This window comes from Acidicapsa acidisoli, from assembly GCF_025685625.1.
Taxonomy (GTDB): Bacteria; Acidobacteriota; Terriglobia; order Terriglobales; family Acidobacteriaceae; genus Acidicapsa; species Acidicapsa acidisoli.
Genome location: NZ_JAGSYI010000002.1, coordinates 1,051,026 through 1,067,181 on the forward strand (window position 1 = coordinate 1,051,026; position 16,156 = coordinate 1,067,181).

The 16,156-nt window shown below is 58.8% G+C and carries 16 protein-coding genes; 6 read left to right on the forward strand and 10 right to left on the reverse strand.

Translation table 11 applies throughout. The annotated features are described in order from the left end of the window. Positions 1-43: 43 nt before the first annotated feature. Positions 44-1,108, forward strand: coding sequence for a cobalamin-independent methionine synthase II family protein (locus tag OHL23_RS14350; RefSeq protein WP_263352596.1), 1,065 nt, complete (start codon positions 44-46; stop codon positions 1,106-1,108). A gap of 63 nt (positions 1,109-1,171) precedes the next feature. On the opposite strand, the gene OHL23_RS14355 is transcribed toward OHL23_RS14350, so the two are convergent. Continuing rightward, the gene (locus OHL23_RS14355; protein WP_263352597.1) at positions 1,172-1,720 is read right to left on the reverse strand and encodes an SRPBCC family protein; all 549 of its coding nucleotides are present in this window, start codon (positions 1,718-1,720) and stop codon (positions 1,172-1,174) included. Between the two features lie 134 nt (positions 1,721-1,854). Between OHL23_RS14355 and OHL23_RS14360 the strand changes: the two genes are divergently transcribed. Then, positions 1,855-2,478, forward strand: a complete 624-nt coding sequence (locus tag OHL23_RS14360) for a TetR/AcrR family transcriptional regulator (protein ID WP_263352598.1) — start codon at positions 1,855-1,857, stop codon at positions 2,476-2,478. A gap of 12 nt (positions 2,479-2,490) precedes the next feature. Here OHL23_RS14360 and OHL23_RS14365 read toward each other — a convergent pair whose 3' ends face one another. The 6 genes from OHL23_RS14365 to OHL23_RS14385 all read right to left on the reverse strand — a co-directional run bounded on the left by OHL23_RS14365 (position 2,491) and on the right by OHL23_RS14385 (position 6,245). Continuing rightward, positions 2,491-3,048: a carboxymuconolactone decarboxylase family protein gene (locus OHL23_RS14365; RefSeq protein ID WP_263352599.1), complete on the reverse strand. Its 558-nt coding sequence runs from the start codon at positions 3,046-3,048 to the stop codon at positions 2,491-2,493. Positions 3,049-3,051: 3 nt separating this feature from the next. Further along, positions 3,052-3,633, reverse strand: coding sequence for a carboxymuconolactone decarboxylase family protein (locus OHL23_RS14370; protein ID WP_263352600.1), 582 nt, complete (start codon positions 3,631-3,633; stop codon positions 3,052-3,054). Positions 3,634-3,641: 8 nt separating this feature from the next. Next, positions 3,642-4,988, reverse strand: a complete 1,347-nt coding sequence (locus OHL23_RS14375; RefSeq protein ID WP_263352601.1) for an APC family permease — start codon at positions 4,986-4,988, stop codon at positions 3,642-3,644. Between the two features lie 60 nt (positions 4,989-5,048). After that, positions 5,049-5,291 (reverse strand): type II toxin-antitoxin system RelE/ParE family toxin, encoded by a 243-nt coding sequence (locus OHL23_RS28855; RefSeq protein WP_396127361.1) that lies wholly within the window; start codon positions 5,289-5,291, stop codon positions 5,049-5,051. Between the two features lie 68 nt (positions 5,292-5,359). Beyond that, positions 5,360-5,653 (reverse strand): type II toxin-antitoxin system ParD family antitoxin, encoded by a 294-nt coding sequence (locus tag OHL23_RS14380; RefSeq protein ID WP_263352602.1) that lies wholly within the window; start codon positions 5,651-5,653, stop codon positions 5,360-5,362. A gap of 112 nt (positions 5,654-5,765) precedes the next feature. Further along, entirely contained in the window at positions 5,766-6,245 is a 480-nt protein-coding gene (locus tag OHL23_RS14385) for a nucleoside deaminase (RefSeq protein ID WP_263352603.1), read from the reverse strand. 48 nt (positions 6,246-6,293) lie between these two features. On the opposite strand from OHL23_RS14385, the gene allB reads away from it, so the two are divergent. The 4 genes from allB to OHL23_RS14405 are packed head-to-tail and all read left to right on the forward strand — an operon-like array spanning position 6,294 to position 11,112. Further along, the gene (gene allB, locus OHL23_RS14390) at positions 6,294-7,760 is read left to right on the forward strand and encodes an allantoinase AllB (protein ID WP_263352604.1); all 1,467 of its coding nucleotides are present in this window, start codon (positions 6,294-6,296) and stop codon (positions 7,758-7,760) included. After that, entirely contained in the window at positions 7,757-9,019 is a 1,263-nt protein-coding gene (locus tag OHL23_RS14395) for an allantoate amidohydrolase (RefSeq protein WP_263352605.1), read from the forward strand. Before allB ends, OHL23_RS14395 begins: the two co-directional genes overlap by 4 nt. A 46-nt stretch (positions 9,020-9,065) precedes the next feature. Further along, positions 9,066-9,842: a (S)-ureidoglycine aminohydrolase gene (gene allE / locus OHL23_RS14400; RefSeq protein WP_263352606.1), complete on the forward strand. Its 777-nt coding sequence runs from the start codon at positions 9,066-9,068 to the stop codon at positions 9,840-9,842. A 22-nt stretch (positions 9,843-9,864) separates the two neighbouring features. Further along, on the forward strand, positions 9,865-11,112 hold the full coding sequence (locus OHL23_RS14405) for a M20 family metallo-hydrolase (protein ID WP_263352607.1): 1,248 nt from the start codon (positions 9,865-9,867) through the stop codon (positions 11,110-11,112). Between the two features lie 313 nt (positions 11,113-11,425). Here OHL23_RS14405 and lon read toward each other — a convergent pair whose 3' ends face one another. The 3 genes from lon to OHL23_RS14420 all read right to left on the reverse strand — a co-directional run bounded on the left by lon (position 11,426) and on the right by OHL23_RS14420 (position 16,149). Then, a complete protein-coding gene (gene lon / locus OHL23_RS14410) occupies positions 11,426-13,873 on the reverse strand; it encodes an endopeptidase La (RefSeq protein WP_263352608.1) in 2,448 nt (815 codons plus the stop codon). A 413-nt stretch (positions 13,874-14,286) separates the two neighbouring features. Beyond that, positions 14,287-15,120: a prephenate dehydratase gene (pheA, locus tag OHL23_RS14415; RefSeq protein ID WP_263352609.1), complete on the reverse strand. Its 834-nt coding sequence runs from the start codon at positions 15,118-15,120 to the stop codon at positions 14,287-14,289. A gap of 162 nt (positions 15,121-15,282) precedes the next feature. Continuing rightward, positions 15,283-16,149, reverse strand: coding sequence for a UbiA-like polyprenyltransferase (locus tag OHL23_RS14420; protein ID WP_263352610.1), 867 nt, complete (start codon positions 16,147-16,149; stop codon positions 15,283-15,285). Between the last annotated feature and the right edge of the window lie 7 nt (positions 16,150-16,156).

Sequence of the window (16,156 nt, forward strand, 5' to 3'; positions counted from 1 at the left end):
CGGTGGAAGTGTTCCTTGCTTTCGCCTTGGTAGGCTTCTGCGCATGACGATTCCTACCGAAGCGATTGGCAGCATTCCCCGTCCTCCGGAACTGATTGAGGCAATTACCTCCTTTCATCTAGGCAAGTTTGCGCCGGTAGAACTGGAAAGCGCATACGATGCTGCGCTTCGAGATACCATTGGCCGGCTGGAACAGACTGGTTCGCCGGTACTGACGGATGGCGAACAGACCAAGCCAAGTTTTGCAACTTATCCACTGAGCGGCTTGACCAACCTTGCCTCCGACGGAGTCGTTATCCCGTTTGCCGACGGGCACCAGCGGCAGTTGCCACGACTGACAAGCGGACCATTCCACTACGGAGTTCATGCGGCAACGTATCTCAGGGCAGCGCGCACATACACGAAGCGTCCGATGAAGCAGGCAGTCATCTCTGCCTCCGCGTTGAGCCTGCTTTATCCCCCGGACGGAATTGCGGATTATTCGCGCGAAGCGTTTGTTGCCGACTTACTGGACGATGCTGAGGAGGATATTCGCGGCGCGCTGAATGCGGGCGCGGCAAGTGTCCAGATTGACTTTACTGAAGGACGGCTTTCGCTGAAGCTCGACCCTTCGGGTGGCTTATTGCGCAGTTTTATCGCTCTGAACAATCAGGTGCTTGATCGTTTTTCCGCATCCGATCGGCAGAAGATCGGAGTGCATGTTTGCCCCGGCGGCGATCATGATTCGACGCATTCCGCAGATGTGGACTATGCCGCATTTCTGCCTGATTTATTCAAGATGAATGTTGGGCGTTTCTATCTGCAATTGGCCAGTGAGCCGGATAGGAAGCGTGTCTTGCGATTGATCAGCAAGTTGAGGCAGCCGGATCATCTTGTGTTTATCGGCGTAATTGATCCGATCAATCCCAGGATAGAGAGCGCGGAAGAAGTTCGCGACCGCGTTCTTGAAGCGGCGGCGTATTTACCGATAGATCGCCTTGGCACTACGGACGATTGCGGTTTTTCGCCGTTCGCCGACGACATTTCAACCGCTCGCGAAACTGCGTTTCGGAAGATTCAGGCAAGAGTTGAAGGGACTGCGCTCGCAGCGAAAGAGCTGGGGCTTTGACGCTGCGAGCAGGTGGTTTCCAGTTGCAACAATTACGGCTCATCGCGCTCCAGGTGATAAGGGCTACTCGAAATACTTCTGGAGAGTATTCAAGTAGTGCTCGTGCCATCCTGAGTCGAGGTGATCAGCCAGGCCTTCAGGGAAACCTGTGTGGTCCAGCACCAGCGTCGCCCCCCCGCCGTTCGATTTCAGTTCGAACTTCACGATCGAGTAAATGCCCGGGCTCCATGACGCTGGCCGCCAGGCCTGCACGATGCGCTGGTTGGCGATCAATTCGATATTTCTTCCGACAATCTGCCCGCCGAAGAGAGAAAAGGCGCCGCCAGCCTTTGCATCGATCTCCGCCGGCATGCCGGAAAAGGCAGCGAATTGCTTTGAATCCAGCAGCGCCTCGTAGATACGCTGAGGTGCGGGTTTGAAATCGACCTCATAATGCAGGGATGTTCGCGTCTTATTGGCGGCAGAGCTGGGTATCTCCTTCATCGTTGATTGAGGCGTCCCTCCCCAGGCCTTCGAAACGCCAAATGCAGCCAACACAATGGCCAGTCCCTTGACCAGTTGCCTTCGGCTCTCAAGTTCAACCGCCGGGTACGAACTCAGAATTTCTTTCATCGCATTCTCCCCAAAACGATGGCATCGACCACCACTGCATCGGAACACGCAAGTGAATTATGTTCAAGATCATATTTTGGGCGGTAGAATGCGTTGGAATTCTGATAGCACGTTGCAAGAGGCAAGGAGCTTTCATGCCCTATCCGGCCGGTCATAGCGTTGAAATCAGAGGCAAGATCGTTCAAAGCGCGCGAAGACTGTTCAATCGCCACGGCTTCGACAATGTCTCCGTGGACCAAATCATGTCCGGCGCAGGACTAACGCGCGGCGGCTTCTACAACTACTTCCAGAGCAAGAGTGATCTCTATACGGAGGTCCTCGGCTGCTTCTTCACCGACCCGGAATGGAAGAACTGCTGGGAGGGAGTAGAGGTCGACTTATCGTCTGCCGATGTAGGACAACAAGTGGTTCGCGCTTATCTGTCGCGCCAGCACTTCGAAGATGTGGAGAACTCCTGCCCCATGGTTGCGCTGCCCTCCGACGTTACGCGCAGCAGCGACAGCGCGAAGTGCGCTTTTGAAAATGTCTTCAGCGCGATGGTCAGCATATTGGAGCGAAGCATGGCCAGAGAAAGTTCTATCGAGGGCCGGTCTGGACGACGCGACAGAGCCAGTGCCGTCGCTGCGCTGTGCATTGGTGGAATGGTCGTTGCTCGTGCCATGGGTAATCGCACGAGCGCGGACCAGTTGCGCGATGGATGCCTAACCGTGGCCCTCGAACTTGGAGGCTGGCAAGAAGTTGCAAGCGGAAAGACATGATTGGCCTTTCCCTCAATCCGCTGCGCTTGGACGGACTGAGGGGGTTCGATAGCCTTCGCTTGCGAGATGCCGGCCCATCTGCGCGTACATGGATTCCTCCTGCGGCTGCCAGGTAGCCAATCCATCGACATAGCGGTTGTACATGCAAAAGGCTGCCGCGATAAGAACCGTGTCATGGATTTCAAGGTCGGTGGCGCCCTGCTGGCGCGCCGCCTCTATATCTTCCGCAGTAACATGTTTTCCGCCCTGCTGAACCTTGCCTGCAATGACCAGGAGGTGCTTGAGTTTTTCGGAGATTGGCGCCTGCATGAAGTCGGTCTTTACCTGCTTTACCGTGGCCTCATTTCCCAGATGACATGCGGCGGCGGCTCCGTGGCTGGTCTGGCAGAAGTAACAATCATTTCGCGAAGACACATAGGTCGCAATCAGCTCTCGCTCACCGGGAGTAAGGCTGTTTGGCTCGTGCAGCAGTATGTGAGCGAGTTCGCGCATGGGCTTCGCGGTTTCCGGACGGAAGGCAAAGCCGGAGCTGATTCCGGGAAGCCCCCGGGGAAGATCGATATGCGGCATAAGTCAGGCTCCTTGTGTTTCTAACTCGGGTTGAGGTAGATATTCGCGGCTCATGGTCACATAGCCATCTCTGGCGGTCTTTTTGCCGCGCTGGCGATAGAGTTCTTCGTCCTCCGGCTGCCAGGTTGCGAGACCATCCACATAGCGGTTGAACATGCAAAAGGCTGCAGCGATCAGCACGGTGTCATGAATTTCGATATCGGTCGCTCCCGCCTGGCGCGCCTCTTCGACATCGCTCGCTGTCACATGCTTGCCGCCGCGCTGCACTTTGGATGCAATGACCAGCAGCGCCTTCAGCTTGGCGGATATGTCTGCGTGCTGGAAATCCGCCTTCACCCGTCGCACCAGGTCTTCATCGCCATCCAGATGAGCGGCGGCAATCGCACCGTGTACGGTTTGGCAGAAGTAACAGTCGTTGAGATGTGAGACATAGGTTGCGATCAGTTCGCGCTCACCGGGCGCGAGCGAGTTAGGCGCGTGCAGAAGGATCTCTGCCAGTTCGTTAAGCGGCTTTGCGGTCTCAGGACGAAAGGCCATGGGTCCGCGAATGCCTTGCAGACCTTCGGGAAGTTGAATATGGGGCATGGTGGCTGTTAACTCCCTTCTGTAACTTCGGATATGTGTGGCGTGGCAGCATGTGGTGTGGCGAATAGTCTGCGCAATGGAAGACCGCAGAGCACGATGGCGACCCCAGCCAGCGCCGGCCAGGGATCGTGCATGAGAATGAGGAGCGCAATCATGACAGAAATGACGATGAAGAGGATGGGCGCAATGGGATACCACCATCCACGCACTGGCGTTTGCACACGGAACAGCGTGGAAGCGGCCAGCGCAAGGAACAGCACCGCCGAGAAGATGATGTAGGACAACACGCGATCGAATGCGCCCAGCAGGAGCACTGCAAGCGAGAGGCCTGTTTGCAGAAGGATGGCGTTTGCGGGTGTTCCCCAGCGCGGATGCAGTTTGGCGAATGCGGGAAAGAACGCGCCGGACTGCGCCATTGCGTAGCAAACGCGAGGAGCAGCCATCGTAAGCGCGGCCATCCCGCCGCAGACGCAGATCAGCACGCAGATGGAGAGAATACGCGCGCCGAGAGATCCAAAAAGCACCTGACCGAACTGAGCGACGAATGCGGTGTTCGAAGTGAGGCGCTCGATGGGCAAGACAGAGAGAAACGCTGCGCTGATAAGCAGGTAGACGGCTGTCACAACGGCAACGCCGCCGATAAAGGCTAGCGGCAATGTGCGCCTCGGGTTGCGAACTTCGCCTGCGATCTTGCTCGCCTCCCACCATCCGCCAAAGCTGAAGAATGCACTCACCACGCCGCCTGCAATGGCGGGAAAGATCGCCTCCGAACCGGGCCTGCGCACGGTGAATGGCATCAAGTTGCTCAGGTGCGCGTGGCCGGAAACGGCCGCCCAACCGACGAGTGCGAAGAGGATGACCAGCTTGAGGATGTTCACGAATGACATGATCGAGCCGCTCAATCGCGTGCCAAGCAGGTTGATTCCACCGAAGAGGCAAAGCAGCACGACGGGCATTGCGCTCAGCCACGCCGAACCGATGGGAAGAACCTGGGCCAGATAGGGAACCGATCCGACAGCCAGCGCTGCCGCCACGCCCGGATACATGACGATGGAACTCATCCAGCCGTAGAGAAACGCTACCGGTTCACCGTAGCCCGCCCGCAGATAAACATACTCGCCGCCTGATTCGGGAAATCGAATCGCGAGTTCGGAGTAGCAAAGTGCGCCGCACATGGCCATCAGTGCGATGACCAGCCAGACGAGCAGAAGCAGGAGCGGCGATCCAAGAGACCTGGCCATGGCTGCCGGGGTAAGGAATATGCCCAGCGCGATGGATTCGCCGGTGACAACGGCAATGGCCGCTGCCAGACCGAGTTGCCTCTGAGGGCGCGAGGAATTCGAATCAATCGGCACGCGGGAATACTACGTGGCGATCAGCGCTCCCGGCATCCATCGAAAGTTTTAGTTGGTCTCTCAGTCAAGTAGTGCCTCGATGTCGCGGGAGCCGTGGATAACTCGCACGACCTCAATACCCTGGTGTTTGGGTTGGTAGAAAATAAGCCAATTTTCGAAGCCTTTCAGTGGCCAGCGGCGAATCCGACGCAAAGATAGTCTGCGAAAACCGCAGCGCAGACCCATTCTCGGCATGCGCCAATGCTTCGAAGGTTTCGCGGGCAGCCGTAACAAATTGGTCAGCCAGCCCAATCCCTGCCTCATTCTCCAGGTAGGCAGTGCAATCGATCAGATCCCGACGGGCTCGGGGAAGAATGAGGACGCTTGGCAAGCTACGAAGCCTTAGCCGACTGAACTACCATTTTGGCGGAGGTCTTACGGGAACTCGACCGCTCTCTTATTTCGTTTCGCAGGGTTGCCCACCACTCCGGGGTCGCTTCCATGGCCTCACCTGAGTTGAGCGCATCCAGCAAGGTTTGCTCCAGTTGCTCTTTCGCGTGACGTTTCTGGTCGGCGCGCACCAGTTCGCGAATATATTCACTTGCGCTCGAATACGCTCCGGCAGAAACCTGCTCTTCAACAAACTGTTTCATTGGATCGGGAAGAGAGATATTCATGGTTTGCATGGAATGCTCCTCTCCAGCAGTGTAATTTCATTGACAAAAATTGGCAATTCCTGCCAATGCACGAAAATCTAAGAATAACCATCCGCGAAAATCAAGGCCCTCACCGCATATATCAGTAATTCACCTTTATCGGGGCTGTGATCCAGGTTGCAAAGGGCTCCCATGCCTCGGACTGGAGGAGCTGAACGGACGGAATATTGCGTTGCCCGGCGCTCTTGCGGAACTCTTCATACAGAAATGCGTCATCGAAACCCGCCTTGGCTGCGTCCTGCTGATTACTGCCGAAGTAGATTGCCTCCAGACGCGCCCAGTAGATGGCCGCGAGGCACATCGGGCATGGTTCGCAGCTGGTGTAGATTTCGCAGCCGGTCAGTGAGAACGTTCCCAGTTGTGTGCAGGCTTTGCGGATGGCGTTGACTTCGCCGTGGGCTGTGGGGTCATTCGTCGTGGTGACGGAGTTGGCGGCCTCGGCGATTACTTCTCCGTCGCGAACAATCAGCGCGGCGAATGGTCCACCGGCGCCCTCAAGCACGTTCTGGGTAGCAAGCTCAATGGCGCGGCGTAAAAAGGCGGGGTTGGGTTGACGCGACATCGAGCTCCAGACCTCCGATACACTTGATTCTCAGGGAATATCGACAGTATGGCACAAGGTTCAGGAGAAAGCTGGAAGACAACACTGACGTGGGCCTTTCGCTCGCGGCGGGTGGCGACAGCGGATGGCTTGCGCCCGGCAACTGTGGTGGTGAAAGCCGACCGGATTGTGGATGTAGCGGAATGGAACGAGGTGCCGGTGGCTGCGCATCTACGCGATTATGGAGACCATGTACTGCTCCCCGGTCTGGTCGACACGCATGTGCATATCAATGAACCGGGGCGAACTCACTGGGAAGGATTCAGGACCGCGACCCAGGCCGCGGCGGCAGGCGGCGTTACGACGCTGGTCGATATGCCGCTGAACTGCAAGCCGGAGACGATCTCGGTGGCAGCGCTGGAGGCCAAGCGGGCAGCTGTGCATGAGAACGAAAGCGGTTCAGTGACCGGAGCCAGCGAAGGCGTGAGCCATGCCTGGGTGGATTGGATGAGCTGGGGTGGTGTCGTTGGGAATCATGGTGGGGGCGGCAACGAGGCTGAGATTCCGTGGCTGATTGAGGCCGGTGTTCCGGGCTTCAAGTGCTTCCTTGTACATTCCGGAATCGACGGCTTTGCATGGGTCGACGAGGCTCAGTTGCGCAAGGCGCTGGCGATGCTCCGAGTCTCTGGATTGCCGCTGCTGGTTCACGCGGAGCTGGCTGGCCCGATAGACCGCGCGACGGCGCTGATCAACTCGTCGAGTTCGGCTGACTGGCGGAGCTACGCCACCTATCTCGCATCCCGGCCCGACGAAGCGGAGATCGAAGCGATTGAGCTTCTGATTGGTTTGGCGGATGTCTTTGACGCCCGGCTGCACATTGTCCACCTTGCAACGGCCAAAGCGCTTCCGGCAATTCAACAAGCCCGGGCTGCCGGACTCAAGATTACGGTCGAAACCTGTCCGCAATACCTCTGGTTTGCCGCGGAAGAGATTCCGGATGGGGCTACGGAGTTCAAGTGCGCTCCGCCGATCCGCAATGCGGACAATCGCGAGGCGCTTTGGCAGGCGCTCCGCGACGGCGTCATTGATATGGTTGCAACGGACCACTCACCATGCCCGCCTGAGATGAAGAACCGCGATTCGGGGCGCTTCGATCAGGCCTGGGGTGGAATTGCAAGCCTGGGACTGGCTTTGCCCGTGGTCTGGACTGGATTGCGGCAACGCGGAGGCGGTCTGGAACTGCTTGCCAAATGGATGGCCGAAGGACCGGCCCGGCTGGCTGGGCTAACTGGCCGCAAGGGAGCGCTGGCTCCCGGTTACGACGCCGACTTCGCCGTGCTGGACTCGGAGGCAGAGTGGACGGTGACGGAAGAGGACTTGCGATTCCGGCACAAGCTTTCGCCTTACCTCGGAGCTTCTCTGCGCGGCAAGGTGCTTGAAACCTACCTGCGCGGAGAATGCATTTACTGGGGGCGAAGCCAAGACTCCGTTCTCGATCCAAAGGCGCGGGGACAAGAGATTCGGCGGACGCCATGACGGAACCAACTGCGACAGATACAAAGACCAGAGCCGCGGCGGCGATTGCCGAGTGTCGCCTGATCGCCACCATGAGCGAAGAGGCGGGACGGACGACGCGCCGGTTTCTGACGCCACCCGTCACCAAGGTTCACGCGCATCTGCGTGCTCGCATGGCCGCGCTTGGGATGTCGGTAAGGGTTGATGCGGTGGGAAATCTGCGTGGACTGTGGCAACCAGCTTCCGGTACATCGAAGCGGTTCGTACTCGGTTCGCACATCGACACGGTTCCCGATGCTGGAGCTTTCGATGGCGTTCTCGGCGTGGTGCTGGCGCTTGAACTTGTGGAGATGGCGCGCGTCCGTTCTCTGCCCCTCGCGATCGAGGTCATCGCCTTTTCAGAAGAAGAGGGCGTTCGATTCGGCGTTCCTTTTCTTGGGAGCCGCGCTGTGGCTGGGCGGTTTGACCCCGCGTTACTGGATCTGCGTGATTCCGCAGGAGTGTCGGTGACGGAATCGATCCGGAACTTCGGGCTTGATCCGGGAGAAATAGACGCGGCGCTCTTAAGCGACGCCGCTACCGGCTTTTTTGAGATTCACATCGAGCAGGGGCCGGTGCTCGAAGCGGAAGGGTTGCAACTCGCAGTGGTAACGGGCATTGTCGGGCAAACCCGCTGCGAGGTGTGCTTCCTGGGACAGGCCAATCATGCCGGGACGACTCCGATGGCGCACCGCCGGGATGCGCTGACGGCAGCGGCGGAATGGATATGCGCCGTGGAAGCGGCGGCGAAGGAGCACAACAGCGGCCGGGATGAAATCATCGCGACGGTCGGCAAGATTGTCGCGGAACCAAATGCGGGAAACGTCATTGCCGGGAGTGTTCGAGTAAGCCTGGATGTGAGGAGCACGCGGGACTCTGTTCGGGAGGCGACCGTCGCAAGGCTGCTCGATCTGGCAGCAGCCATCGCAGCCAGACGCGGATTGAGGTGCGAGGCAAAGCGGCAGATGGAGCAGCCAGCCGTTCCGATGGATGAGCAGTTGACGGCGTACCTGACGGAAGCTCTGGAAGCCGCCGACTTCCCGGTACGGCAGATGCCGAGCGGTGCAGGCCATGATGCTATGGTGATGGCAACACGTGTTCCGACTGCGATGCTTTTTTTGCGCAGCCCCGGCGGCATCAGTCACCATCCGGCGGAAGCGGTTCGCGAAGAAGACGTAGAAACAGCCCTGATCGTCGGTGACGTCTTCCTGCGTCGGCTAGCGACTATTCACACGCATTAACCACATTGACATCTGTTGCTTACAGACAGAAGTGAAAGAGGATTCCGTGCCGCATGGATTGGGAAATACCCGAAGCAGCCTGAAGGCGGATCATCTCCTGCAGACTCCGGACACTTTCATTCGCACACCGCTCCCGGGCGCGAACGGCGTGGAATTCGTGGTGCACACCGGATCGCGTCTCGGCACCGCTTTTACGCAGATGACTGCCGAATTCGCCCGGAATGGATCGCTCGCCCCAGCCGGACCGGGAGTGCAGCGGTTCGTATACGTGCTGGACGGGCTCGTCGATCTGGAAGTCCTGGGAGGAAGAACAAGCGGCGCACTGACTCCCGGGGGCTTCGCCTACATTCCTGCGGATGGGGCCCACCAGATTCGCGCACGGGAGGTCTCGCGTGCGGTTGTGATCGAGAAGCGCTACACGCTCCTGGCCGAAAGCATCTTCGGAACAGGCGCGCAAGCCAACCAGCCGGAGGTAGTCATCGGCGACGAAGCGCAAGTTGCACCCGAAGCGCTAGGCGGCGATGAAGGTCTGCAGGTTCGGCATTTGATGCCGGACGGACCCGGTTGGGATTTTGCTGTGAACACGATGACCTATGACCCCGGCGCAGCGCTGGCGATGGTCGAGATTCACGTCATGGAGCATGGGCTGTTTATGCTCGAAGGCGGCGGAATCTATCGCCTTGGGGACAGTTGGTATCCGGTAACGGCGGGCGACTTTATCTGGATGGCTCCGTATTGCCCGCAGTGGTTTGGGGCGATTGGGAAGACTCCGGCGAAGTATCTGATTTATAAGGATTGGTACAGGCATCCGCTGGCTACGTAAATAGAAATCTGGGTGAGAGAACATGGCCGAAGTGGCACCGCTCGTCGAAATCGACAGATTGATGGCAGAGCTGGCGAAGCTTGCGCGCATTTCCGAGGCCGAGCCGCCGGTCGTGACCCGCATCGTATTCAGCAAAGCGGACCTGCGGGCTCGGGCGTACATGAAAGACTTGTGTCGCGTAGTGGGTTTGTCGATCCGCGAAGACGCCGTCGGCAACACATTTGTCCGATGGCAGGGCGCTGATCCGAAGCTGGCGGCCGTCGCGACCGGTTCGCATATCGATGCCATTCCCAATGCGGGCGCCTATGACGGAGTGGTCGGCGTGCTCGGCGGTCTCGAAGCAATTCGCGCTCTGCAGCGCACGGGATTTCGGCCCCGCCGACCGATTGAGCTGGTGATCTTCACCTCCGAGGAGCCGACCCGCTTCGGCATAGGCTGCCTGGGAAGCCGGATGATGGGTGGAGTGATGACGCCGGACCATGCTCGAACTCTGCGGGACAGCGAGAGCCGCAGCCTGGACGAGCTGCGAGGGCAAGCCGGATTTTCCGGCAACCTGGAGACGGTTTTGCTTTCAGAGGGTCATTTTCATGCTTTTGTCGAGCTGCACATCGAGCAGGGGCCGATCCTGGAAAGCGAAGGGATCGATCTCGGAATCGTGACGCACATCGCGGCGCCCGCGTCGTTGAAGGTGACGATCGAGGGCGAAGGTGGACATGCCGGCGCGATGCTTATGCCCATTCGCCACGACGCCCTGACCGCAGCTGCAGACCTGATTCTGGCTCTTGAGGCCGCGGCAAAATCCAGCGGCGTGATCGATACGGTGGCGACGGTCGGTGTATGCGAGGTCTTTCCGGGGGCGGTGAATTCGGTTCCGTCGCTGGTGCGGCTCGAATCCGACATTCGCGACACGGACGGGACGCGCAGGGACGGGGTCGTGGAAAATTGGAAGGCCGTTGCGGCAGAGGTCGCTGCCAGGCGAGGAGTACAGATCAACTTTGAAACCGTGAATGCGGACCCGCCGGCCATCTGCGACGCCTCTGTTCTGGAGGCTGTTCAGAACGCGGTGAGCAGCGCCGGAAAGACCAGCGTGCGGATGGTCAGCCGGGCTTATCACGATTCTCTGTTCGTGGCCCGGTTCGCTCCGGTGGCGATGATCTTCACGCCTTGCCGAGGTGGCGTGAGTCATCGGCCCGACGAATATGCCAGTCCGGAATGGATTGCCAGCGGGGTCGAGGTCCTGGCGCGAACATTGGCCAATCTCGCGAGATGAAGAGAGAGCAAGAGGTAAACCCTAGTAGTTTTATCTTTATAATCAATCACTTAAACTGCAAAACTAAATGTAAATTATCATAATTTGAAGCGCTCGTCTTTCATTTTGGAACAGTCAGCCACATTTTGGACTATTTTGTGGAAAACCTGTGGGCATCGATCTATATTCCTCTCGCAATTTTCTGCTAACGCATTTATTTATCAGTCCATTACAGAATAAATCTAAAGTTTGCTTCTCCGAGGCAACTTCTTCAAAAAAGATCCCCGGCTCCAAATGGAACCGGGGACCGTTTGTGCTGTCCTTTCAGCTCAGCTCAGGCAACGTGACCAACAATCACGCCGCTCAAGGCCTCAGCATCCTGCGGCCGGGCGTGGAGGAGCGGCAACGCTGCTGCCAGCACCTCCTCGACGCGACTCGCGTAGTGGATCGTGACGCCCTCGGTTTGGGCCGGGGTCAGATCCTCTTCGACGTTCTGGCGGTTGTCCGCAGGCAGAATCACGTGCTGGACTCCGGCGCGCCGGGCGGCGAGGAACTTCTCCTTGATCCCGCCGACCGGCAGTACGTTTCCGCTGAGAGTCACTTCGCCGGTCATGGCCGTAAAGGGCCGGATCGGCGTGTTCGTCATGAGCGAAACCAGAGTCGTGACCATGGTGACGCCTGCGGACGGACCATCCTTGGGGATGGCGCCCGCCGGCACATGAATGTGCAGGTCGACGGAGTTGGTGAAGTCCTCTTCCAGGCCGAGGCTTCCGGCGTTGGAGCGGACCCAGGTCAGCGCGGCCTGCATGGATTCCTGCATGACTTCGCCGATCTGGCCGGTCATCGTGAACCCGCCCTTGCCCTTCATGCGGTTAGCCTCAATGAAGAGGACATCGCCGCCAGCGGGTGTCCAGGCAAGACCGACCGCTACGCCAGCCCGGCGCGTCCGCTCGAAGACTTCCATATCGACGCGAACCTGAACGCCACCGAGGAACTCCTGCAGAAGCTCTTTGTCGATGACCAGCTTCTCCTTGTTTCCTTCGACGTAGCGCCGAGCGACCTTGCGGCAGACCGTGCCGAGCACCTGCTCCAGCCTGCGGACGCCGGCCTCGCGGGTGTAGTGACGGACGATGTGCTTGACCGCCTCCTCAGGGAACTCAATTACCTCGGCCGGAATGCCGTTGCCTGCAATCTGCCTTGGAATCAGGTATTTGTATGCGATATGGACCTTTTCCTCCTCGGTATAGCCCTGGAGCGAGATGATCTCCATGCGGTCGAGCAACGGCTCCGGAATGGGATCGAGCATGTTCGCGGTGCAGATAAAAAGCACTTTGGACAGGTCGAACGGCACATCCAGGTAGTTATCCCGGAAGGTGTTGTTCTGCTCAGGGTCGAGCGTTTCGAGCAGGGCAGCCGCCGGGTCGCCGCGGAAATCGCGGCCGAGTTTGTCGAGTTCATCGAGCATGATCACCGGGTCGTTGGTGTCTGCGCGACGGATGCTCTGCATGATCTGGCCGGGAAGCGCGCCTACATAGGTGCGTCGGTGGCCGCGAATCTCGGCCTCGTCGTGCATGCCGCCGAGCGAAACGCGCTGGAACTTCCGCCCGAGCGCCCGAGCGATGGACCGTCCCAAAGAGGTTTTGCCGACTCCGGGAGGTCCGACGAAGCAGAGGATCGGCCCCTTCATATCAGGCTTGAGCTCGAGAACGCTGAGGTAGTCGAGGATGCGGTCCTTTACCTTTTTCAGGCCGTAGTGGTCGTCATTGAGGATCTCGGCAGCTTTGCCCAGATCGACTTTCGTACCCGAACTGCGTGCCCACGGCAGGGACGCAAGCCACTCGACGTAGTTACGAACAAGGGACGAATCCGATGCCATTGGAGACATCCGCGCCAGCCGATTCAGTTCCTTGAGCGCCTCTTTCTTGACGTCATCGGGCATTCCGACTTCTTCGATTTTCTTGCGCAGCTCGTCGATATCCTTTTGTCCTTCATCGACTTCGCCGAGCTCTTTTTGAATTGCCTTTAACTGTTCCCGGAGGTAATAGTCCCTTTGTGACTGTTGTACCTGATCCTGCACCTCGGTCTGAATCTTGTTCCGGAGTTGCTGGACATCGATCTCTTTGGCGAGAAACTGGTTGATCTTCTCCAGACGCGCGGCGACGTCAGCGGACTCGAGCAGGGTCTGCTTGTCGGTGGTGGTGAGGAACGGTAGCGACGAGGCGATGAAGTCCGCGGCGCGACTGGGCTCCTGGATGTTAGCCGCGATGGTCTGCAACTCATCGGACAGGGTCGGCGATGCGTTGACGATCTGCTGGAACTGGAAGATAACGTTGCGCTGCAGAGCCTCAACCGCTGACGATGCGGCAGCCTCGGCCGCCTCCACGTCCGCGACCGGCTCGACTTCAGCCATCAGAAACGGCTCCGTCTGGCTGAAACGGACGAGGCGCACGCGAGCGGTGCCTTCGGTGAAGACAAAGCGGCTCTGGTTCGGCATCTTCACGACCTTGTGGACGGTGGCGAGTGTGCCGTACTCGTACAACTGGTCGGGCTGCGGCGAGTCCACACGGGCGTCGCGCTGCGCCACGACTACGATAGTCCGTTGATCGCCCAAGGACTCAATCAGCTGAATCGAGCTTTCGCGGCCCACGGTCAACGGGAGCACGGCGTGGGGAAAAAGCACCGTATCGCGCACCGGCAATACGGGAATGGCCTTGGCGGCGGACTGGGTGAGCTCTAGTCCGGACTGGGAACTGGGCTGGGAATTGGAAGATGGATTGAACATTGCGCGTCCTCGTATCAACTTTCCTTATTAGACACTACACAAGCTTGAAAGTTTCAGAAAGGGATTTTCGATACCAGTTCCCTTGCTTCAAATCTCCTGGCGCATCAGGAGTTACGTAAAATCACCGCCCTCCCGTTCCATGTGAATGAACTGTGGCCTGGCTTCGCAGCTTGCAGACCCACTTCCAACGGGAAAAAGCTCCGCAGGCCGCCTAGAGGCAGTCAAGGGATGTATCGGCGCTCTGGTCGATTGCTTTATCTAAAGAAGGATGGCGGAATTGGCCGGAAATATCTGAAGTATTTGGAGATAGTGTAAGGGCTCGCTAATTACTTCCGGGGTTCGCCGCTCCGGCTGAGGCAATTTCAGAGTTAAACAAGCCGGACTGCCTGGAGACATAAGCCTTGAAGCCGCCCTTAGCGGGCGGCTTCGACGTAGCGCCCAAGTTCCTTGACCATGGAACAGTGGGTGCGGAGCGCCTCGATTGCGCGGGTGCCGTCTGCGGGGCTGTGGAGCTGGCAATCGACGTAAAACACGTACTCCCAGGGACGGCCATGGACTGGGCGGGACTCGATCTTGGTGAGGTTTGTGCCTTCCTTGGCCAGTTCCGAGAGCGCGGCAACCAATGTTCCAACCCGGTTTTCGACGGTAAACGCGAGGCTTAGCTTGTTCGCATGGGGGTTCGGTACTGCGTCGGCTAGCCGGCGGAGGTAAAAGAAGCGGGTGTAGTTTTCCGGATTGTCTTCGACGCCAGAGACGAGAATCTGAGCGCCGTAGTAGCTGGCCGCCTCTGCGCTCGCGATCGCCGCAGCGTGACGGTCGCGGAGCTCGACCAGTTGCTTTACGCTTCCCGCCGTATCGTAAAAGGCGAACGACTCCATCTTCGGATGTTCGGACAGAAAGCGCCGGCACTGCGCCAGGGCAACGGGGTGGGAAAAGACGCGGTCGATCTGGTTGAGGGATGCTCCGGAGATCGCGATCAGGTTGTGGCGGATGCGCAGCAGAGCCTCGCGGACTATGGTGACATCGTGCGTCAACATGAGGTCGAAGTGTTCTGTGACGGAACCGGCCAGCGAGTTCTCAATGGGGATGACAGCAGAGTCGACGTCGCACCGGGACAGAGCGGCGAAGGCCTCGGCGGAGAGGGAAAACGGGATGATGCGTGCGTCTTCGCCCATCTCGGCAGCCAGCCGGGTGGCAGCCTCGTGGCTGAAAGAGCCGGGTTCTCCCTGGATTGCGATCTTGGTCAAGATAAAAGGACACTCCTGCAAGGGATGCGGATCAATCTCTGGTTTGTTCTGGACCCTCGCGGGTGGAAAAACGCGTGTATCCGAAAAATATCATAGTGCTGGACAAGGATCTTGCCGCTTTTGGGTGATGCGCATTGGAGAAATGCCACTGAGACGCAAACACTAGTGCTTGAACCAAAGGTCGGCGGCTACAAACGCCAGAAAGACCGTGGCGATCACCCCGTTCATGGTGAAGAAGGCGGCGTTGAGCTTGCGCAGATCTCGTGGGGAGACCAGGCTGTGCTCATAGAGCAGCAAAACTGCGACGGCGGCGATGCCGATACGGCCTGGCCAGCCGAAATAGAAGAGGATGGCGAACCAGCCCAGCAGCACCACGACTGTTAGATGAAGGATGCGGGCCATCCAGAATGCGGCGTCGAGACCGAGGGCCTGCGGAATACTGAACAGGCCCGCAATTCGGTCGTGTTCCATATCCTGGCAGGCATAGAGAATGTCGAAGCCCGCGACCCAGCAGGTGACGATAGCAGTGAGCAGGGCGATGCGCAGGTCTAAAGAGCCGCGGACGGCGATCCAGGCGGCAGACGGCGCGATACCGAGCGCCAGCCCGAGAACGATGTGCGACCAGCGGGTGACGCGCTTCATGTAGCTGTAGCCCAGCAGCACTGCGAGGACGATAGGCGAAAGCTCCAGCGTCAGTGTGTTGAGTTGCCAGCAGGCCAGTTCAAAGACGGCGATCATCGTCAGGATGAAGGCGAGTACGAAGCCGCGCGAGAGCAATCCGGCCGGAATGGCCCGGGTGCTGGTGCGGGGGTTAGCGGCGTCGAGCGCGGCGTCGGCCCAGCGATTGAAAGCCATGGCCGCGGACCGCGCGGAGACCATCGCGACCAGAATCCAGCCGAGGGTTCGCATCGAAGGAAGGCCCTGCGCCGCGAGCAGTGCGCCGGTCAGCGCAAACGGGAGCGCGAAGATCGAGTGCTCCCACTTGATCATTTCCAGCGTGATCCTGGTTTTCGCCCAAAGGGTAGTCATAAAAACG